Below are 22,812 nucleotides of genomic sequence, written 5' to 3' on the forward strand. Positions count from 1 at the left end.
TCCATGAAGAAATTTACATCATTTATATGCGCCGCAGCCTGCTTTGCAGCCGCAGCAGTTCCTTTTACAGCTAATGCTGCCGACGGCGACAAAGTATACGGCACAATGAATATACCTTATGCTGATTTCTATGCAGCAGAGCTTAATAACAGCGTTCCTGTTGACGCAGTTTCTTCCGCAACTACAAGCAAGTGGAATGGCAACAGTACAGGAAAAATGGGCGATGACGGAAAATGGCAGAGCGGCGGACTTGCAGCAGGTACATTCAATGTTAAGACTGAAAACGGCGGCGGAAAGATACTCGGCGTTACCTATCCCGTTGAGATCGCAAAGGCTGATCTTGAAGCACTTACCGATAAGTACGGCTTTACAGAGCTTTCCGAAAAGCCAAAGGCATACAAGCCTGTTACAGTTGAGAGCGGCAAGGCTTCATTCGGCAAGCTTGTGGATGCAGACGGAGCTGAAACTCTCAGCGGTGAGATGACCGTATCGAGCCTTACAAGCTGGGGCGACTATCAGATAAACGTTAAGGGCATACCTTCCAACTGTGATATTTACGGTGTCATCGTAAAGACAAAAGAGGGTACTGACTACGGTATGCGAGCTCTTGAAAACATCTGGCGCAACGGACAGATAGCATGGGGCACAGGCATAAAGGAGAAAGAGCCTCACGGCAATACTTTGTCATCGGAACACTACAAGACATCTCAGGGACAGACTATCACTGACGTAACATTCATCACACTTAACGGCTACAGCACTCTTTCGGGACAGAATGTATATCTTCCCATAAAATTCGCCGACAGCCTTACAGTCGAGAGCGGCAAGTCGGGCAAGGGTTCTGTTACATTTGATAATACTTCATTCCCTGCCGATTACAAGTTAAAGGGCACAGTTGCAGACGGATTCACGGTTTCGGGAAATACTGTAAGCTACAGTAACGCACAGCCGGGTAGTTATACGCTTACTGTTTCCGATGAAAACGGCAAATATTCCGACGTAAGAGGAAGCTTCACACTTACAACTGATGCTATCCCTGTTAAGTATTCCGACGGCAAGCTTGTGGCAGCTGACGGTGCTTCTCTTACAGACGCAGCAAACTACCTCAAAAATATCACATCTGTAACAGTTGGCGAAAAGAAGTATGCTACAGGCAGACGCGGCGTAACTGTCATCGACTCTCAGACAGGTGAGATCAAGCTTGATGCTAAGTCAGGCGAGGAAAATGTTTTTGACGGCTCGGGCAAGTACAAACTCACTGTTGAAGCAACAGGATATGAGAAGAATTATGAATTTGAGATAAACGATCAGGCTTCAGTAACAACAACTACTACAACTACCACAACATCAACAAATACAGCTTCAACATCTAAGACAACAGCAAAAGCAACAACTACTACAGCTAAAAAGACAACAACTGCTTCAAAGACAGACAGTCCTAAAACAGGAGTAAGCGGAGCAGCACTGCCCGTTACATTCCTTGCGATCGCAGGAGCTTCTGCATTTGTATTCAGAAAGAAGAAATCTTGATTAACTCTCCATGATACAATGACCTCTGCGGCTTATGCTGCGGAGGTCAAATACTGTAAAGAGGTAAATAATATGTTATTTTTGATTGCACTTTTCATAGCGGTTATTACCGCATTCTGCCTTGACAAGCCGCTGAAAAAATGTCCTGCGGCATTTTATGTGACAGCAGCTGTACTGACCGTGACATCTGTAGTTATTACTCAGTCAGACATAAATATTTCGAGCAGATTTGTCCGCGATTACGTTCTCGGGATATTCTCACGCGGAGCTATAGGTACTGCATTCTGGGCAGTCGTCATGTGGGCAGGAGCACTGCCAAACGGTTCAGCTCCCATAAAGAAGCTCATGCCCATACGCGGTGAGCTTTCCATAACAGCGGCTATACTTACTTTCTCGCACATCATCATCTACGGTCTGACATACATATCAAATCTTATCAAGGGCAGAACAGGCTCGGATTTCGTTATCACAAGCATTGTATGCATCGTAATGGTGCTGATTATGACACCACTGACGGTAATGTCAGTGAAGAAGATACGCAAAAAGATGAACGCTAAAACATGGAAGAAGATACAGCGTTTTGCGTATATTTTCTACGGTCTTATCTATATCCATATCCTTGTACTGTTTATACCCAAGGCTCAGAAGGGAAGAGAGGGCTATTTCCTAAGTGTACTTGTGTACAGCGCAGTTTTCATCGGCTATGCTGTAATGCGTATCAGGAAGTATTACATTGCAAATAAAAAGCCCGATAAAAAGCTTGTCCCAAATGCAGTATGCGCCTGCGCTTTTGTCCTGCCGTTTGCACTTGTGGGAGCTGTTTCATACGGTACGGGCACTAAGTCTGCGAAGCCGTCGGCTGATGTGAGTGAAAATGCAGCGACCTTTACATTTGCCCCCACTACAACAGTCGTTACGGAAGAAGCTGTGACTACTGCAAGCGACAGCAAAAAGACTTCCGCAACCACAGTGGCTGCAACATCAAAAACTACAGCCGCAGAGCCTGCAACTACAAATAAAAAGGACGAAAATACTCCCACAGCTGAGGAAGAAAAACAAGAAGAACAGGATCATAATGACGAGCCCGAACAGGAGCAGCATGAGGAAGAAACTCCTGCAACAGAGCCGCAGGTCACATATAAATACAGAAACGGCGAATACGAGGGAGAAGCAGAAGGCTATGCGGGAAAGGTATACGTAAAGCTGAGCATTGAAAATGATGCGATCACAAGTATTTCCGCATGGGCTGACGATGACGATCCCGAGTATTTCGGCGACGCTATGAATAAGGTCATTCCGCAGATAGGAGCAAAGGTAAGCGCAGACGGTATTGATGCCTGCTCGGGAGCAACATACAGTTCAAACGGTATCATCGACGCGGCTCGCAAGGCATTGGAAAAGGCGATGAACTGACATAAACTGAGAAATACTACTCTATAATGATATAAGTTTATTTGCTGTAAAAAAGAAAGTCTTATCCCAAAATCACAGGGATAAGACTTTTTTTATGAAATATACTCACAGCCATTTTTCTATCTCGCTTTTCAGAGCTGTACGGCTCGTCACTACAAGCGGCAGTTTCTTCAGCTGTTTGCGTGTGACGGCTTTTTCTTTAGCAAGAGGGTGATCAGCAGGGCGTGAAAAATTATCGCACAACAACTGCCGAACGATACGCTCCGTTAACTCATTCGATTGCTTTTTGTTGAAAGATATTGATAAATTAGATAATATATTTCAAGAAATAAGGACTAAAAGTATTTGAATAAACAAAAAAACATTATCTTGTCCGACCACCATAAACGTCAGCGAATGTACTCAATAAGCAGTAAGTTTAGATTAAATCACTTGGCTCGCACTGTTTAAAAAATCAATAACTAAATTACAGAAAGGAGTTTTATAATGAGCCAAAGAATCTCAGCACAAATGAGAATATTATAAACCTACTGTCAATTTAAAAGGATAAATATTTTGGAGGTATAAATTATGAGCAATAGAAGAAAAACAAGTGCACTTTTATCAGCAATGGTAATGGCTTGCTGTACTGTAAATGCAGCAGTTCCTGCAAGTACAAATGCAGCTGAGGGAAGTTTCCCTGAGAAGATCAGAACAGATCTCGTTGAGATCGATCTTAAAGAAGAAGATAATGAAGGCAATTTAAAATATGATTTCAATAATGATGGTGTATGCGATTATAGAGACGTATATACCGCAGAGAAATTTATCAATCAGCTGTATCCTATAACAAAGACAGCATATTATAAAAATACCGGCAGCCTTGTATCAGAATTTAATAAGATCGTTTTTGAAGAACTTGATAAAAGAGTCGTTAATAAGGAGATAGATCCTGAAAAGATAGATCCTGAAAATGCAATTTACTATTATAACAAGGATTACTTCTCAAACTTCGATCTCAACGGTGATGGTGCATTATCTCCGGATGATTATTGCAGCTATCTCAAAGTTATTTCTGATAAATTTGATATCAAAGTATCAGTAAATGATGGTACAAACACACAGCTGTATGCAACAATAAAGGGCTTAAAAGAAGGCGTTAAGGTAGAAGGTAAACTTTCTATCCCTGCTGAGGTCTATGATTCAAAAACTGACAGAATTTACCCTGTTGCCGAGATCGCAGGCGGTGCATTTAAAGGCAATGAGAATATTTCAAGGGTTGAGTTTGTTGATTACAGACAGCCTGACTGGTACGATGAGTACGGCAACCGTATTGCTACAAGAGGACAGATCACAGCCTGCACTTCTCTGATCATCAAAGACCACGCTTTTGAAAAATGCTCATCTCTTTCAGAAGTTGTGTTCCCACAGAATGTGTCAGTTGAAAAAGATGCTTTCAACGGTACTCCGTTTTTAAGAGACAATAATAACAACTATAAGGGCGTTATTACATTAAAGGGTTCAGCTGATAAAAATGAAAACAGAACAGTTGTTGCATACGATGTTGACCTTGATACAGCCATTGATGAGAACGGCACACTTACTATCCCTGCAAATGTTACTGCTATCAACGAACATTTTATGCATGATAAAAAAGGTAATGATTATGTACTTAAAGAATCGGCAGACAAGCTGAAGAACATAAAGTTTGAAAAGGACAAAAATGATAATTATAATGTAAAGTTCATTGGCGAAGACGCATTCAGCGGCTGCAAGAGCCTTTTGACAGTAAACGGAACTGCCTTTACATACGTTAATGAGCATCTTCAGGATCTGATGTACAGATACATAAGCTCGTTCAACACCACACAGTTTATGGCAAATGAAACTCAGAAGCAGCTTAAAAAGATCACAGACCAGATCACAAGCGTCAAGAACTATGATAAGATGAATGACGCTGAAAAGGCTCTTGTCGCTGCTAAGTACCTTGTAAACAATACATACTACAGTGCATGGGCTACACAGAATACTGAGTTCTCACTTTATCCTAATGCACTTTATCAGACTATTGATATAGCAAGAGGTGCTTATTGTTCAGAGAACGCAGCTCTTAATGTACGTTTTACAGAGTGCGACGGTATCTCAAGAGCATATGCACTCATTCTTGACTGGCTCGGTGTTAAGAATCTTACAATGGGAGAGTCAGCTCACGCTCTCAATCAGGTTTATATAGACGGTAAGTGGTATACTGTTGACCTTTCGGGTCACTGCGGCGCAAGAGCTAAGGAAATAATGGAAAAGGCAAACAGCAATATCAATTTCAGCGATTACAGATGCTACGATGATTCTATAACAATTGATCTTGATGATAACAATAACTTCGTATACAGTGATAACTGCGACAGTGAAATTGTCAAGCATATTGAGATATATGATGAATTTTACAATGTTATCAATAAACCTACTCAGTGGTACTACTGTATAATGGATAAATCTCAGCACGCAAATGCTTGGCTTACGGCAAAGGATTTCTTTGATCTGTTTGAAAAGTCCGAAGGAAAGCATATCAGCGGAAGCGAAAACTATCGTTTCATTTACAATGCAGACAGAAGCAAGCATATGATCTATTCATACGGAAAAGAAATTGATCATGATAAAGTTTTGGAAGCGGTAAACAGCATTACAAATGGTGAGATATTCACTAAAGATGATACAGGCGTAGTTATATTTAAGTATGGTCATAATAAGATAATCGGCAACGATTATTACTTACAGAACAATATGAATCTTGCAGCAGGCGGCTTTAATGATGATACACAGAAGTTCTTTGACGGCGAAGCAAAGAGTGTATATTTTACTTGGATAGAGATAGGTTCAGTAAAGTACTATATCAACGGTTCAGGAAAACTGGTATTCACCAAGGGCTCTGAAGAGGTTACTGCTAAGGTCTTTGAAAAAGACAGAAAATATATAGTAACTGATTTCGATGGTAATTTACTTGACGGCGAATATACTTGCAATGGTCATACATGGAAGATCAGAAGCGGCATTGTCACAAGCACAGATGCTTTCATATTCAATGATGGATATTACGGCATAAACGGTGTTAATTTCAAGTTCGATAAAAATGGCGATATTCTTCTCTATAAGAACAACGAGGCAGTTGAAAATGTAAGAATCGAGCAGGTCATCGGAAGCAACGATATTTACGGTAAAGACGGTAATGGTGAGCCATTAGACGGTATATACACTTGTGATAACTTCACATGGAGATTTGAGAACGGCAAGCTTACACGTAAATGCGCAGTTGAATTTAAGGATAATTATTTCAAGATAAACGATGTTTATTTCAAGTTTGATGAAAACGGAAAGATAATTCTCAATTATCAGAATGCTCCTGAAACAAGAGTTGAAGACATTGTGATCGAAGAAGATGTTGTTACTAAGGAACTCTACGGCAGCTTCAAAAATGGCAGCCCATTAGTAGGCACATTCGTTATTGATGATAAGGATTATAATAAGTTATATACTTGGGAATTTGACGGCAACGGAAAGTTCATCGTAACCAACTGTGAATAATAGTATCATTTCATATCCGATATTTTCCTCAGAGCTTTTTAGCTTTGGGGAAAATATTTTTTTATGCCGCAAAGAATGAAAAAATGATATGGGAATGGCGTGAAAAAGGTGTATATTCAAGCTATATGAAGGCATTTGATATAAAAAGTTGATTTTTTGCTTGTTATGGGTTATAATGGTAGTGACAAAAAGTAAAATATATGATATCTCCTGTGATGAGATATCATATGCAGCATAACAGTACAGGTTTCAGCTTAATTTCAATTATCTCGTCTGCGCATTTTAATTTGATGCAATGTGAGAGACAAATAGTAAATTTAAGATAACGTCTTTTGCTATAAAAATTATGATACAGAAGCATGAGCCCGAACATTCGGGCTATTTGACTGTTTTGGTGCCTGCTGCTGTTAATGGAACAACAATAAAACGATCAATGGGAATAATAAAATGAAAGAAAAAAACAAAGCAAAAATAAAATGTCTGATATTTCTGATCTTATGTTTCTGCATATTTTCTGGTATCAGCGGTGCAATAAGAATAAAAAGAGAAAGGAGTATCCCTGCACCATTAAGTCAGGAGCAGCTTGATGATATTGATATCAGCAATGCTTCAAAGCTTATGATAGTTGCTCACCCTGATGACGAGACGATATGGGGCGGAGTTCATTTGCTTGACGGCGGCTACCTTGTGGTATGTATAACCAATGGCTATAATACTGAACGTACTGACGAGTTTCGCAGAGCTGTTGAGCAGTCGGGAAATACTCCTCTGATACTCAGCTATCCCGACAAGATATTTTTCATGCGTGATGACTGGTCTGACGCGAAAAATGGGATAGAGTCCGATATCAGCCGCATCATGTCCGCAAAGCACTGGGACTTCATAGTTACGCATAATCCAAAGGGGGAGTATGGTCATATCCACCATAAGATGACCAATGCTCTTACAGTTCAGGCTTTTAATGAGACACAGGGTGCAGATAAGCTGTATTTCTTCGGAGATTACTACAAAGCCTCCGATATCGAAAAGGCAGGCGTTTCTGTTATACCTGATGAAGTGATGCAGAAAAAGCTGGAGCTTTGCGACATCTACTCCTCTCAGAAGCGCACAATGGAAAAGCTCTCACATATGTTTCCTTTTGAGAACTGGAAGGAGTACAGCAAATGAAAAATACTACAGACAAGCTGAATTTACGCAGCGATATTATAGCTGTTGTATCCTTCATGCTTATGACTATGCTGATAATACCTGCCTTCCTGTCGCCTGACATGGTCTATGGTTCGCAGACCGACTGGGCATCGCAGCATTATGCTATCCCCGAATATTTCCGTACACTTTTTTACGATACGGGGCAGCTCATACCTTCGTATGCACCTAATATCGGCGGAGGAGAGAGTATATTCTCGCTTTCGTATTACGGATTTCTTTCGCCTGTAATACTTCCTTCGTATCTGCTTCCCTTTGTACCTATGGGAATATATATAATGCTGGCTTCGCTTATAGCTGCACTTGTTTCCGAGTGTGAACTGTACCTGCTTCTGCGCAGACGCTATACTCCGTCAATAAGCCTGCTCACGACTACATTTTTCGTACTGTCAGTGCCGCTGATACTCAATACTCACAGACAGATAGTGTTCACGTCATATATGCCGTTCATGCTCATGACACTGCATGGAGCTGAAAGGTTCTTCCACAGCGGAAAGAAAGCAATGCTTGCGTTCGGAATGTTTCTGACGGCAATGTGCAATTATTATTTTATACCTGCGGAAGCAGCTGCTGTTATCGCATACGGTGTATGGCTCATACTTGAGAAAAACGGCAGTATCAGCTTTAAAAAGCTCATACCCTATTCGCTTTGTATAGCAGCAGGACTGCTCGCATCGGCAGTGTTGACTCTCCCGACTGCATATCTTCTTGTTCAGAACAGAGATGCTTCGGCAAATGCAGTATCACTAAAGGAACTTCTCCCGACATTGAGATTTGACAAGCTGACATATTACAATTCGGCAATGGGACTGTCAGGCTTCGGTGTGCTTGCAGGATTGTATTATCTTTTCAAGGGAAAAAAGCACCAGCGTTTTGCTGCGATACTGATACTTTCATTCCCTATATTTCCCGTAACGCTGTATCTGCTCAACGGTACGCTCTATACCGATCCGAAGGTGCTGTTTCCGTTCCTGCCTATGGCTCTTACACTGACAGCTGATATGCTGAACGGGCTTCCTGAGTTCAAAAGCAAAAAGTTTCTGGTATTTTTCGTGCTGTTTTCGGTACTATCCTTTTTCATAAGCGGAATGAGCCCTATGCTTGGCGCATACCTTGCAGACGCAGCTGTAGTTGCAGTTGCTTTGTATATCTATATCCGAACTCATAAAAGCGTATTTGTTGTGCTGACATTTGCTGTACCTATGGTAGTATGCCTGTTTGCCAACAACTACGACCAGCTTGCTTCAAAGGAAGGATATGATACAGCAAATTCAAAGGAAGTATATAAAATGTTCTCTGAAATGCCGGACGATGATATCTACCGCACTGCAGTTGATACAAGAAGGCTTTACACAGTAAATAAAGTTTATTCTAAGCGGCATTACAGCGATACGATATATTCCTCGCTCCATTCGCCCTATTACAACAGTTTCTACTTCAACGAGATGTATAATGAGAATGAATACCGAAATTCTGCACTGACTGTACGTTCAAAGAATATATTCTTCAATTCATTCATGGGCGATCGCTACTACATAACAAATCAGCCTGTTTCAAATTACGGCTTGGAGCTTATAAAGAATGACGGTGAATACTACCTTTATGAGAATAAAAGTGCCTTTCCTATGGCATATATCCGCAGAGATGTAATGAGTGAAAGACAGTATGATACACTGAAATATCCCGATAAGATGATCGCACTTATGAATTATACTATAGTGCCGCAGGATATGCCTGATGTGGAGCTCGACACTGAGCTTGAAGCTGTTGATATGAGCGATATTTTCGACAGTGCAGTCTTGAAAGAGCGAAACGGCGAAAAGATCATTGATACTAATGACGGTATAGCTGAATTCAGCTATAAGCTGCCCGAGAAAGCCTGCGGCAGGATAATCATGCTGCGCTTTCATGTTGCTGATCCCGTTGAAAAGGGTAAGATGAGCTGGGAGAACAAAGGCGATGTAAGGATCAATATAAACGGCATAAAAAATACCCTTTGCAATCCTGAATGGAAATACAAAAACGGCAATAACTTTTTTGAGTATGTCATATCTGATATGAGCAATGAGCTCGATATCATTATCACAGGAGGAGATGTGCGTATTTCCGATATCGAAGCTTATGCCATTGATACGGATAAGCTGACGGCAGCTTCCTCGGGACTTATACCTTTCAAGGCAGATATGTCCGCAACTCACGGTGATGTTATATCGGGAAGTTTTTCTGCCGACTATGACGGCATCGCTGCAACGAGTCTGGTCATGAACGAGGGCTTCAGCGTTTCAGTAGACGGGAAAGAAGTAGAGCCTGTCAGGGTGAATACTGCGTTTCTCGGCTTCCCTGTAAAAAGCTCCTCACATAAGGTAGAGATACGCTTCAAAGCTCCTCTTCTTGCAGTAGGAAAAGCAGTTTCCGTATTTGGCATTATCATGCTTTTAGTATGCTTAGGTCTGGACATTGCAGGCGGCAGGAAAAAAGCTGATATCAGCCATAAAACATGACAAAATCAATGAACTTAAAAGTCTACAAATTCCCCGCAGCTGCGGGGAATTTTCATATATCAATAATTGTTAAAAAATAAATATTTGTATATACTAACACATTGCTGCAAACTAAAATAATTGTTAATATCCAAACTGACGAAATACTAAAAAAGCCCTTGACAGATCAGTAAATATATGCTAACATATGAATAGACATTCATATGTTCATCTGAACTGATTGCTGAAATGAATGGCTGACATCAATGATACAGGGGGAAAACACTATGAGTGAAAAGGACAAAAAATTTCTTTCGGTCAGCGGACTGAAAAAGAGCTTCGGCAGCGGCGAAACCAAACAGGAAGTCCTGAAGGGACTGGACTTTACGGTAGGTAAGGGTGAGTTTTGCGTACTTCTTGGACCTTCGGGCTCAGGCAAGTCAACTCTGCTCAATATACTGGGCGGCATAGACAGTGCAGACGAGGGTGACATATCCATAAACGGCGATAAGCTGGAGGAAATGAACGAGAAAAGTCTTACACGCTACAGACGCAAGCATCTTGGCTATGTGTTCCAGATGTACAATCTTATCCCTAATCTCAATGTAAAGGAAAATATTGAAACAGGTGCTTACCTGTCGGATAAGCCGCTGGATATCGACGAATTGCTTAAAATACTCGGACTTTACGAGCATCGCCACAAGCTTCCGAACCAGCTTTCAGGCGGTCAGCAGCAGAGAGTGTCCATAGGACGGGCTATCGTGAAAAATCCCGATATACTCCTTTGCGATGAGCCTACGGGAGCTCTTGACTACAAGACCTCAAAGGAGATATTGCAGCTCATCGAGGAAGTTAATCAGAAGTACGGAAATACCGTTATCATGGTCACTCACAACGAAGCCATAAAACAAATGGCTGACCATGTTATAAAGCTACGCGACGGAAAGATAAGACACGATAATATCAACAGTGAAAAGCTCACCGCTGCTGAGATAGATTGGTAAGGGGGGCTCGGACATGGAGAAGAAAAAGATCTCTTTCGGAAAGCGTCCGAAAGATCCCCTTCGCAAGCGTGTCTGGAAGGATATGCTCCGCGACTGGAAACGCTATCTGATGATATGTCTAATGCTTATCGTGACTATCGGCTTTGTGTCGGGAATGTATGTTGCAAACAACAGTATGCTCAACAAACTTGATAACAGTATTGAGGATATGAAGCGTGAGGACGGTCATTTCGCACTTTCAAAAAAAGCAGATGAAGCTACGGTAAAAGCTATCGAAACAGGTGAGCGCGCTGACGTTGCTGCTGTATATCGTGAACGTGCTTACGATGAAGCTGCTGACGAAGTTGAAAAAGCCGTTAATGAAGCAATGGAAGAAACGGTTGCAGAACAGGTCAGAGAAGCTATAAAAGCACAGGTAACTGCCGCAGCTGATGAGCAGATAGAAGCTGCAAAAGTTATGGGTGCGGAAATTCCCGAGGCAGAGCGTGAAAGCATGATAAGCTCTGCTTATGAGACTGCCATAGCCGAGAACTATGACAAGGCTTATGATGATGCAATAAAGACTGCCAAGGACTCCGAGGACTACTCAAAAGCTTTGTCCGATGCAATGGACGAAGCAAAAAAGGAGATAGACAAGGAGATCGACGAAAAGTACAGCGAGCTTGCAGAACGCTACGGACTCAACGAGGAAACAACTCACGTACCTGTTACGGTCTATGAGCTTTTCTACAAGGACGCTGACGAGAATATCCCCTCAGACAGCGAATATTCAGGAACTATCCGTGTTTACGGTGAGCGCGGTGACATTGACCTTTATGATATCCTCAAAGGACGTGCTCCTGCGAATGAAAATGAGATAATAATTGACCGTATGCACGCCGACAATGTAAAAATAAAAGTCGGAGATACTCTTTCGGTTGGAGATACAGATTTTGAGGTAGTCGGACTTGCTGCATTTGTGGATTACAGTGCATTATATGAAAACAACACCGATACAATGTTCGATGCACTTACATTTGATATCGGTATGACCACGAAGGAAGGCTTTGAGCGTATTCACGCGAATACTACTGCAAACTATGCGTTCACCTACAATAAAAAGCCTGCTGACGAGTATGAGGAAAAGGAAATGTCTGAGAATTTCCTGAAAGCTCTCATCACGCAAACGGCTGTATCCGATACCGAGAATATGGAAATTAAGGACTATGTTCCTGCATATGCAAATCAGGCTATGAGCTTTGCAAGGAACGATATCGGCAAGGACAAGGCTATGGGAGAGGTGCTTCTCTATATCCTTACAGCAGTTCTGGCATTTATTTTTGCAGTAAATATCAGCACTACTCTTGAACAGGAGTCGTCCGTAATAGGTACTCTCAGAGCATCGGGCTATACTCGCGGAGAGCTTCTGCGTTATTATATGAGTGCTCCGCTGCTTATAGTTATCATGGCTGCCGTTATAGGAAATATTCTCGGCTATACCATGTTCAAGAATATAGTCGCAGATATGTACTACAGCAGCTACAGTCTGCCAAGCTTTGAAACAATGTGGACTCCCGAAGCGTTTATACGTACAACTATTGTACCTACAGTGCTCATGCTTGTGATAAACGTCATTGTGATAACAAAGATGCTGAAACTTTCTCCGCTGAGATTTTTACGCCATGATCTGAAGCGCAAAAAGAGAAAAAAGGCGATAAGACTGCCGAAATGGAAGTTTTTCAAGCGTTTCAGGATACGTGTGTTCTTACAGAACATACCAAACTACATAATGCTTTTTGTAGGTATCACATTTGTTATGCTGCTTATCTCAATGGCAGTGGGAATGCCTGAGACTCTGTCGTATTATCAGGACTCCATGGGTGATATGATGTTTGCCGAGGATCAGCTGATACTCAGCAGTACAGAGGACGAGGACGGCAATATCATAACAACTGCCAACAGCGGAGCGGAACGTTTTTCGATAGCTTCACTGGAGAGAAGATCTGATGACTATAATGAGGAAGTCTCGGTTTTGGGTATCGTAAACGGCAGCAGATACGTAAAGCTGAACAAGTGCGATGATAACGAGGTGTATATATCAAAGGCTTATGCCGAGAAATACGGTGTAAGTGCAGGCGACACCATTACACTTTCGGAGAAATATGAGCATAAAGACTACAAATGGAAGGTCCATGACATCTACGACTATTCCGCAGGTGTTGCCGTATTTATGGAGAACGAACAGTTCAACAGAGTATTCGACAAGGAAGCAGACGATTTCAGCGGATATATTTCCAACAGTATGATCACCGATATCAGCAAGGAGTATATCGCAAAGGAAATAACTTCTCAGGATATGATAAAGGTTGCTGACCAGCTGGATAAATCAATGGGCGCATATATGAAGTATTTCCAGTATGTTTGCTTTATAGTGGCGGCTATAATTCTTTATCTGCTCACGAAAGTAATAATCGAGAAAAACGAACGCTCTATCTCAATGACGAAGATACTTGGCTACGAAAACGGCGAAATAGCATCGCTGTACCTTATCCCAACGGCGTTGGTTGTATTCTTCTCGGAATTTCTTGCAATTTACATAGGCTATAAGCTTATGGATCTCTTCTGGAAGCTTATTATGATGCAGATGAGCGGCTGGTTTGCATTTATACTTCCCGTTTCAGGATTTGTAAAGGAATTTCTCCTTGTATTTGCAGCATATCTCATCATTACAGTTCTTGACTTTATACGTATACGCAAAATACCTAAAGTGCTTGCACTGAAAAATGCAGAATAAGACAAATATTATTGAAAGGCTCATGTACAATTAGTACATGAGCCTTTTTATGTGACATGATAAGCTATGAAAAATGTTTGATATGAATGGCTGTATGTTCAAAAAACAATACAACTTTGGCGAATGAGGAGAAATTGTATTGTTGAAACATGAAATACTATTGGCGTGTTGCACAAAGAGAAGAAACATCTTTTGTGTGTACATACAAATTTTGCAAAGTTGTTATAAGTTGTATTTACAAAATATGAATAATGTGTTATTATGAAGAAAAATCCGGTGTGATGTGGGTTTGGGAGGTACATATGGAAGATTATAAATATTTGGCGATAGTCGAATGGACTAAAAAATATATAAGTACAAGAGAACTAAAGCCGAAAGACCGCTTTCTGACAGAAAAGGAACTGTGTGAGATACATGGTGTCAGCCGTCAGACAGTCAGACAGGCACTGAGCTGCCTTGAAAAAGAAAACATTATCTGCCGCGTAAGAGGCAGCGGAGCTTTTGTTTCATCGGGCTATACAAAGAGTGAGCCTGCTGCCGGACAGATAAGGAATATCGGCGTTATATCAACTTATTTCAATGATTACATTTTCCCGAATATTGTGACGGGTATCGAAAGTGTGCTCAATGATTCGGGCTATTCGATGCAGCTTGCCATAACACATAACAGGGGAGCTGAAGAGCGACAGGCTTTGCAGAGCATGATATCGGGCGGAGTTCAGGGACTTATTGTAGAACCGTCAAAAAGTGCTCTTCCAAATCCTAATATGGATCTTTACGAAGAACTGAAGATCAAGAATATCCCCGTTGTGTTCTTTAATGCAAAATATCCGTGGTCTGATTGTCCCTGCGTATCCCTTGATGATGAAGCGGCAGGCAGGATAGCTACAGACAGGGTGTTCGACTGCGGACACAAAAAGATCGCAGGAATATTCGCACTTGACGATATACAGGGACATAAGCGTTACAGCGGCTTTACAAAAAGTTGTATTGTCCACGGTATAAGAAACGCTGAGGACAACGTAATGTGGTTCGCAACATCGGATAAGAATTCGGTATTTACTTCGGGCTGTACCAGACTTCTTGAGCTTATCAGCGAATCTACGGCTTTTGTCTGCTACAATGATAACATAGCCATAAAGCTCCTTAAATTCTGCAAGGAGCATAACATAAGCGTTCCTGACGATCTGTCTGTAATAGGTATAGACGACTCGAAGTTCGCTTCCATATGCGATGTACCGCTTACAACTGTTGTTCACCCGCAGCGCAAGCTGGGAGAGGCAGCAGCCGAGAAGCTCATAGACCTGATAAATACCTATCCTTCGGACAGCGGCGACATTATTTTTCCACCTGAGTTAAGGGTGCGTGAATCGGTAAAGAGTATTTGAGTGTAAAGTGTTTGAGTCTGGAAGTATAAAAGAATTTGTGGGGTATTATTATGAAAAAAAATATGGAGAAGGTCAATGATGTCAAACGTATAGACATCAAAAAAGCAGAGGAACTGCTGCAGAGCGGAAGCCTTGAAAACTGCGATGATATGCTGGATACGCTGCTTGAAGATGTGGAATTTGCATACATAGAGTCGCTGATGCTCAGATTGTACGTCTGTATGGAGATATACGTTACAGCCTATTTGTTTTCTCAGAAAATAGGCGTTAGCAGCGAAAAATTCTACAGCACTTTCGGTACTGCCGATGAGATAGGCAATGAGCTTATGACGGTTGAGGATACGATGAAATTCCTGCATACTCTTATACGTGAGTGTATAAAATGGCGCATAGAATCGGCAAAAGGAAGCAGCAGCAGTATCGTTGCGAAGGCTAAGGATTACATCGATAAAAACTACATGAACGATGAGCTTTCGCTTATAGTTGTTGCAGACGCGGTTGGGCTCAGTCCGTCCTATCTCAGTACACAGTTCAAAAAGGTGTACGGTCAGAATTTGTTTGAATATCTTGCACTGTCAAGAATAGCTCATGCACGGGAGTTGTTATGCTGCACTTCCAAAATGGTATATGAGGTAGCCTATGACGTCGGATTCAAGGATTATCGATATTTCAGCCAGATATTCAAGAAATACACAGGTCAGACTCCAAGACAATTTCAGAACAGTGCCAATATTTGTCCGTAAATATACTGGTAATGATATTCCAAAAATAATAAACATTTTGTGTAACATTTTCGGTTGCGATGTATGTACAAATTGGCTATAATGTAAATACAAGTTAACGGCGAGGACGTTAATGACATAATAAATTCGGATGGAGGAATTTTAATTATGAAAATGAAAAAAGTCTTGGCAATGGCAGTAAGTACGCTTCTCTGCGGTGCAATGCTGACAGGCTGCGGAAGCACAAACGAATCATCAAACTCAGGCAGTTCATCTAATTCTGACAGTACAACAGAGGCTGAAAAGAAAACAGATGCAGCAACAGATGCGGAAGAAACTACTGCTGATAAAGGTTCTGACGACAACGGCGGCGGAAGCTCATCGGGTGATCTTATCAAGATAGGCATTATCAATAACGATCCTAATGAGTCAGGCTACCGTACAGCTAACGTTAATGACCTGAAAGCAACTTTCACAAAGGAAAACGGCTTTGATGCATCGTTTGCTTACAGTCTGAAGAACGAAGAGCAGATCAACTATGCGCAGAAGTTCATACAGGACGAAGTTGATTACCTGCTTCTCTCGGCTGCTGATACCGCAGGCTGGGATTCAGTCCTCAAGGACGCAAAAGATGCAGGCACAAGAGTTATCCTCTTTGACCGTACAATTGACGCAGATGAGAGCCTTTACGAAGCTTCTATCGTTTCCGATATGGCAAAGGAAGGACAGCAGGCAGTTGAATGGCTTGAATCACAGGACCTTGCATCATATGACATCATTCATCTCCAGGGCGTGATCGGTTCGGCAGCTCAGAAGGGACGTTCGGGTGCTCTCACTGAAACTGCTGAAGCAAAGGGCTGGAACATACTTACACAGCAGACAGCTGAATGGAATGCTGAAAAGGCGCAGCAGATAGTTCAGTCTGTTATCGACTCAGGCAAGAAGTTCAACGTAATTTACGCTGAGAATGATGATATGGCTAAGGGCGCAGTTGCTGCTCTTGACAGAGCAAATATCTCACACGGTGTTGACAAGGACGTAGTCATTATAGGCTTTGACTGCAACAAGTGGGCACTTGAAGAACTCAAAAAAGGCACATGGAACTATGACGGACAGTGCAATCCTTTCCAGTCAACATATATCAAGGAAGTTATCGACAAGCTTGAAAATGGTGAAACTCTCTCTCAGAAAACCATTATCATGGACGAAAAGGGCTTTGATGCAAAGACTATCACAGCCGAAGATGTAGATAACTACGGTATCTGATAATAATTTTACAGGACATTAATTATATAATAAAATAAGTGCGGTGGCGCGTTCGGGTATTTAGTCACCGCACTAATTTTACAGATTTTTTCCGTATAATAGGTGCGGAAAAGGCTGAAACTCACTTAGGAGGAAAAGCAATGCAGGAAAGATCATTGCTGGAAATGCGCGGTATATATAAATCCTTTCCGGGAGTCAAGGCACTCAGAAACGTAGATTTTACGCTTCGTGAGGGCGAGATCCATGCACTTATGGGCGAGAACGGCGCAGGCAAATCAACTCTTATAAAGGTGCTCACAGGTGTGCATATAAAGGACAGCGGGGATATTTATATAAAAGGACAGGACGGAGCTGTCCAGATACATTCTCCGCAGGATGCTCAGAATATGGGCATAAGTACGGTATATCAGGAGATATCTCTTTGTCCCAACCTCTCAGTGGCAGAGAATATCTTTCTTGGCAGAGGAAAGCGCGGACTTGTTAACTGGAGAAATATGAACCGTCATGCAGGAAAGCTTCTTGACTCGCTTGGTATAGCAGTCAAGCCTACACAGCAGCTGGCAAGCTGTTCCATAGCTGTTCAGCAGATGGTCGCAATAGCAAGAGCAGTTGATATGGAATGCAGTGTGCTTATTCTCGACGAACCTACTTCATCTCTTGATGAATCGGAAGTTGCAAAGCTGTTCGTGCTTATGAGACAGCTTAAAGAGCGCGGAGTAGGTATAATATTCGTAACACACTTCCTCGATCAGGTATACGAAGTGTGCGACAGGATAACTGTTCTTCGTGACGGACAGCTGGTAGGTGAATATGAGATAGAAAATCTTCCCCGTGTACAGCTCGTATCAAAGATGCTCGGCAAAGAGCTCGATGATATGGCAGACATCAAAAACGATATACCTGTTTTTGAAGAGAAGGGCAAAGGTTACGTTTATGAAGCTGAGGGTTTATGCAGTTCGGAAGGCATAAAACCATTCAATTTCAATATCCGCAAGGGCGAAGTCAACGGCTTTACGGGACTTCTCGGCTCAGGACGAAGCGAGTGTGTAAGAGCTATCTTCGGAGCGGATAAGGTAACAGGGGGAAAAGTAAAGGTAAACGGCAGGGAAGTAAAGATAAACAAGCCTATAGACGCTATGAAGAACGGCATTGCTTATCTTCCCGAGGACCGTAAGCGTGACGGAATAGTAGGCGACCTTTCCGTCCGTGACAATATCATACTTGCATTGCAGGTAAAGAAAGGCTTCTTCAAGCCGTTTACAAAGGCTGAGGCAACTAAATTTGCCGATGAGTATATCAAGCTCCTCGATATAAAGACAGCATCGGTGAATACGCCTATAAAGTCTCTTTCAGGCGGAAATCAGCAGAAGGTAATACTTGGACGCTGGCTGCTGACACACCCCGAATATCTTATCCTTGATGAACCGACTCGCGGCATCGATGTCGGCACAAAGATAGATATACAGAAGCTTGTACTGAAACTTGCTTCTGAGGGTATGAGCATAACATTTATCTCATCTGAGACAGATGAAATGCTCCGTACCTGTTCAAGACTGCTTGTAATGCGCGACCGTAAGCTTGTAGGCGAGCTTACAGGCGATGAGCTTACACAGACTACAATAATGAATACTATCGCAGGAGGTGAGCAGGAATGACAGCAACACCGAAAAGTGCTGAAAAAAGCTCTTTCTTGGCAAGTATCGTAAAAAAGCAGATATTTATACCTATAGCTGCCCTGCTCTTACTTGCAATATTCAATCTTATAATGGATCCCTCATTCTTCAATATAACCCTTGGACATAACAGTGCGGGAGATCCTGTGCTTTCGGGAAATATCATTTCCATAATCGACTACGGTTCGGAGCTTGCCATACTTGCAATAGGTATGACACTGGTAACAGCAGCATCACGCGGACAGGATATCAGTGTGGGAGCAGCTATGGCAATAAGCGGAAGCGTTGTTCTCAGGATCCTCTGCGGACCTAATGCAGACGCTGCTACGCTTCAGGCTCCTATAATAGTTGCATTTCTTATAAGCTGTCTTGTTGCAATGGCTTTCGGTGCTTTCAACGGAGCACTTGTATCAATATTCAAGATACAGCCAATGGTCGCAACACTTATACTTTTTACGGCAGGACGTTCCATAGCAGCATGGATAAACCATAACAAGCTTCCTGTAGTTAATGATAAGACATTTGCCTATTTCGGGGGATATATTCCGGGAATACCGATACCCACACCGGTATTTATTGCAATAGCCTGCTTTATTGTTATATGGCTTGTTCTGAAATTCACTACTCTGGGACTGTACGCACAGGCTGTAGGTATCAATGAAAAGACATCTCGTCTGAACGGTCTCAATCCTGCATTCATCAAGTTCATAACCTATGTTATACTTGGTCTCTGTGTAGCAGTTGCAGCATTTATCAAGGTAAGCCGTGTTTCAACGATCAACTATTCAGTAGTTGCAAAGGATATTGAAATGGATGCTATCCTTGCAGTCGCACTGGGCGGCAACTCGCTCAGCGGCGGAAAATTCAGCATATCCGCTTCTATACTCGGAGCATATGTTATACAGTTCCTCACAACAACGCTTTATAAGTTCAATGTACAGTCAGACGCTCTTCCTGCATACAAGGCAGTAGTAGTAATACTTCTTGTTATACTGAGCGCACCGATAGTACGTGAAAAGATAGCAGCTTTCTGCAAGAGTCTGCGTTCACCTGTGAATGCAGAGAGCAAGAGCTGAAAACACAGGGCAGAACGGAGGAATAATATATGCCGCAAAAAGACATGACTGTCGGCAAACCGCGCCGACATCTGCTCAGAGGAATAACAGACACTAATCTGCTCATGTCCATAACGATAATCGTTTTCATACTTATGTATCTTTATGCGATATTCGGACTTGGTGAGGGATTCCTCAAAGCACAGACATTTTTCAATATGCTTAATGCAAACGCTGCACTTATCATACTTGCCTGCGGTATGACGTTGGTAATGATAACAGGCGGCATCGACATATCGGTAGGCGGTATGACCGCTCTTGTGAGCATGAGCTCAGCTGTATTTCTTGACAAACACAGCGGAAGCGTATTCGGAGCAATGATGATATCACTTGGCATCGGACTTGCATTCGGACTTATACAGGGATTTCTTGTAGCTTATCTTGATATCCAGCCGTTTATAGTAACTCTGGCGGGTATGTTCTTTGCAAGAGGTATGACTACCATTGTAAACCCGGATCAGTTCAATGTTCAGAACGAGGCGTTTGTAAAGCTTAAAGAAACAAGAATAATAATTCCCAAAATGGGTTGGGTAAATAAACGTGGTGTCTACATAGATGCATATATAGAGATCGGTGTCATAGTAGCACTCGTTATCGTCGCTGCACTTTTCCTCTTCCTTAAATGGACAAAGACAGGAAGAAATTTCTATGCAGTAGGCGGAAATAAACAAAGCGCACTCATGCTTGGAATAAATGTAAAGAGAACCACATTCCTTGCATACCTTATGTGCGGAATTTTAGGTGGAATTGGCGGTTTTGTATATTTTATGCACGTAGGTTCGGGATCTCCGTCTCATGCAACGGGAGCTGAGATGAATGCTATAGCTTCTTCTATCATCGGCGGAACTATGCTTACGGGCGGCGTCGGAAATATTATAGGAACACTTTTCGGCGTACTTTCACTTGCTCTTATCCAGAATATAGTATCATCTGTAGGACTTGATGATGCTTGGTGGACAGGAATAACAAATGCATCTATGCTGTGCATATTCCTTGTAGTCCAGAGTATCATTATAGCAAAGCGCAAAAAGACTAATCTCTCAGCAGCAAAGTCCATGGAAACAAAAGGAGTAAAAAAATGAGCAGTGCAGAGATAATAAAAGACGGTAAAGCTGTAATAGGGATCGAATTCGGTTCGACACGTATCAAGGCAGTCCTTATAGATGAGGAACGTGCTCCTCTGGCAGTTGGTGTTTACGACTGGCAGAACGAATTGCTTGACGGAGTATGGACATACTCTCTTGATAATGTCAGAAAAGGACTTCGTGACTGCTTTGCAGACCTGATGAAAAATGTTGAAGAAAAATACGGGACAAAGCTTGAGAAAGCTGCTGCTATAGGCATATCTGCAATGATGCACGGCTATCTCGTGTTCGATGAAAAAGATGAACAGCTTGTACCGTTCAGAACATGGCGCAATACCATGACAGAGGAAGCAGCTGACAAGCTGACGGAAGTATTCAGCTTCAATATCCCGCAGCGTTGGAGCATAGCACATCTTTATCAGGCTATGCTCAATAAAGAGCCTCATGTTGGAAAGATATCATTTATGACTACCCTTGCAGGCTATGTCCACTATCTCCTTACAGGTGAAAAGGTGATAGGAACGGGCGATGCTTCGGGTATATTCCCCATAGCTCAGGACACCTGCGATTATGATGCTGAAATGACAGCAAAGTTCAATGAGCTTGCAAAGGGTACAGAACTTACGGCAAAGCTTGAAGATATCCTGCCTCGTATAGTCCGCGTAGGCGAATGTGCAGGAAAACTTACAGAAGCGGGTGCAAAGCTCCTTGATCCCACAGGAACTTTCAAAGCCGGAGCTCCGTTCTGTCCGCCCGAGGGCGATGCACAGACAGGAATGGCTGCCACTAACAGCATAACACCGAAAACAGGCAATGTTTCGGCAGGAACGTCTATATTCTCCATGATAGTTCTTGAAGAGAACCTCGCTTCTGTTCATCGTGAGATAGACATTGTTACTACCCCCTGCGGTGCTCCTGTAGCAATGGTACACTGCAACAGCTGTACATCTGATCTTGACGCATGGTTTGGCATATTTGGCGAGCTTCTTAAAGAAGCAGGCTGCGATATGCCAAAGGGCAAGCTTTACGACCTGCTTTACAGCCTTGCAGCTGATGGCGAAACAGATTGCAGCGGCATAGTTTCATATAACTATTTTGCAGGTGAGCCCGTAACAGGAGTTAAGGACGGCAAGCTGCTTATGATGCGCGATCCCGAGTCAGCGTTCAATATAAGAAATCTTCTGCGCAGTCTTGTGTATTCATGCATAGCTTCTCTAAAAGCAGGCATGGACATACTCACGGAACAGGAACACGTAAAGCTCGAAAAGATATATGCACACGGTGGTTTCTTCAAGACTCCCGTGCCAAGTCAGAATTTCCTTTCGGCTGCTCTCGGTGCAGACGTAACACTTATGCAGACCGCAGGTGAAGGCGGCGCATGGGGAATAGCACTTCTTGCGGATTATATGGTCCGTAAGGAAAGCGGCGAAACTCTTGAGGATTACCTTAATAACAGAGTATTTGCCGATATGAAAGGAAATACAGTTTCTCCACAGTCAGATGACATGGACGGGATCAATAAATATATGAGAAATTACCTTTCGGGACTTGCAGCAGTAAAAGCAGCTGTTCCCGAAAAATAGAAAGGATAGGTATAGG

Annotated in this window: 15 protein-coding genes; 14 read left to right on the top strand and 1 reads right to left on the bottom strand. The window is 42.4% G+C overall.

The genetic code is table 11. The features are described from left to right. Positions 1–3 precede the first annotated feature (3 nt). Both BLW60_RS11620 and BLW60_RS11625 read left to right on the top strand, forming a co-directional pair. Positions 4–1,530, top strand: coding sequence for a hemoblobin-interacting domain-containing protein (locus tag BLW60_RS11620; protein ID WP_074717506.1), 1,527 nt, complete (start codon positions 4–6; stop codon positions 1,528–1,530). A gap of 72 nt (positions 1,531–1,602) precedes the next feature. Then, on the top strand, positions 1,603–2,943 hold the full coding sequence (locus tag BLW60_RS11625; RefSeq protein ID WP_074717508.1) for an FMN-binding protein: 1,341 nt from the start codon (positions 1,603–1,605) through the stop codon (positions 2,941–2,943). A 105-nt stretch (positions 2,944–3,048) separates the two neighbouring features. On the opposite strand, the gene BLW60_RS17035 is transcribed toward BLW60_RS11625, so the two are convergent. After that, on the bottom strand, positions 3,049–3,186 hold the full coding sequence (locus tag BLW60_RS17035; protein ID WP_207645938.1) for a hypothetical protein: 138 nt from the start codon (positions 3,184–3,186) through the stop codon (positions 3,049–3,051). A 327-nt stretch (positions 3,187–3,513) separates the two neighbouring features. Between BLW60_RS17035 and BLW60_RS11630 the strand changes: the two genes are divergently transcribed. From BLW60_RS11630 to BLW60_RS11685, 12 genes are all read left to right on the top strand, one after another. Next, positions 3,514–6,501, top strand: coding sequence for a leucine-rich repeat protein (locus BLW60_RS11630; protein ID WP_074717510.1), 2,988 nt, complete (start codon positions 3,514–3,516; stop codon positions 6,499–6,501). A gap of 447 nt (positions 6,502–6,948) precedes the next feature. Continuing rightward, positions 6,949–7,668 carry a PIG-L family deacetylase gene (locus BLW60_RS11635; RefSeq protein WP_081348228.1) on the top strand — a complete coding sequence of 240 codons (720 nt, stop codon included), beginning with the start codon at positions 6,949–6,951 and terminating at the stop codon, positions 7,666–7,668. Further along, the gene (locus BLW60_RS11640; RefSeq protein ID WP_074717512.1) at positions 7,665–10,208 is read left to right on the top strand and encodes a YfhO family protein; all 2,544 of its coding nucleotides are present in this window, start codon (positions 7,665–7,667) and stop codon (positions 10,206–10,208) included. Before BLW60_RS11635 ends, BLW60_RS11640 begins: the two co-directional genes overlap by 4 nt. A gap of 266 nt (positions 10,209–10,474) precedes the next feature. Then, complete coding sequence (locus BLW60_RS11645; protein ID WP_074717514.1) at positions 10,475–11,191, top strand: ABC transporter ATP-binding protein; 717 nt, start codon at positions 10,475–10,477, stop codon at positions 11,189–11,191. 13 nt (positions 11,192–11,204) lie between these two features. Further along, positions 11,205–13,964 (top strand): ABC transporter permease, encoded by a 2,760-nt coding sequence (locus BLW60_RS11650; RefSeq protein ID WP_074717516.1) that lies wholly within the window; start codon positions 11,205–11,207, stop codon positions 13,962–13,964. Between the two features lie 302 nt (positions 13,965–14,266). Then, on the top strand, positions 14,267–15,352 hold the full coding sequence (locus BLW60_RS11655) for a GntR family transcriptional regulator (protein ID WP_074717518.1): 1,086 nt from the start codon (positions 14,267–14,269) through the stop codon (positions 15,350–15,352). A 50-nt stretch (positions 15,353–15,402) separates the two neighbouring features. Next, positions 15,403–16,095 carry a helix-turn-helix domain-containing protein gene (locus BLW60_RS11660; RefSeq protein ID WP_074717520.1) on the top strand — a complete coding sequence of 231 codons (693 nt, stop codon included), beginning with the start codon at positions 15,403–15,405 and terminating at the stop codon, positions 16,093–16,095. Between the two features lie 147 nt (positions 16,096–16,242). After that, positions 16,243–17,340, top strand: a complete 1,098-nt coding sequence (locus BLW60_RS11665) for an ABC transporter substrate-binding protein (protein WP_074717522.1) — start codon at positions 16,243–16,245, stop codon at positions 17,338–17,340. A 140-nt stretch (positions 17,341–17,480) separates the two neighbouring features. After that, complete coding sequence (locus tag BLW60_RS11670) at positions 17,481–18,995, top strand: sugar ABC transporter ATP-binding protein (protein ID WP_074717524.1); 1,515 nt, start codon at positions 17,481–17,483, stop codon at positions 18,993–18,995. Continuing rightward, positions 18,992–20,089, top strand: a complete 1,098-nt coding sequence (locus tag BLW60_RS11675; protein ID WP_074717526.1) for an ABC transporter permease — start codon at positions 18,992–18,994, stop codon at positions 20,087–20,089. Before BLW60_RS11670 ends, BLW60_RS11675 begins: the two co-directional genes overlap by 4 nt. A gap of 29 nt (positions 20,090–20,118) precedes the next feature. After that, positions 20,119–21,210 carry an ABC transporter permease gene (locus tag BLW60_RS11680; RefSeq protein ID WP_081348229.1) on the top strand — a complete coding sequence of 364 codons (1,092 nt, stop codon included), beginning with the start codon at positions 20,119–20,121 and terminating at the stop codon, positions 21,208–21,210. After that, positions 21,207–22,796, top strand: coding sequence for a xylulokinase (locus BLW60_RS11685; protein WP_074717529.1), 1,590 nt, complete (start codon positions 21,207–21,209; stop codon positions 22,794–22,796). The genes BLW60_RS11680 and BLW60_RS11685 overlap by 4 nt, the downstream gene beginning before the upstream one ends. Positions 22,797–22,812 lie beyond the last annotated feature (16 nt).

This window comes from Ruminococcus flavefaciens (assembly GCF_900108555.1).
Classification (GTDB): domain Bacteria; phylum Bacillota; class Clostridia; order Oscillospirales; family Ruminococcaceae; genus Ruminococcus; species Ruminococcus flavefaciens_P.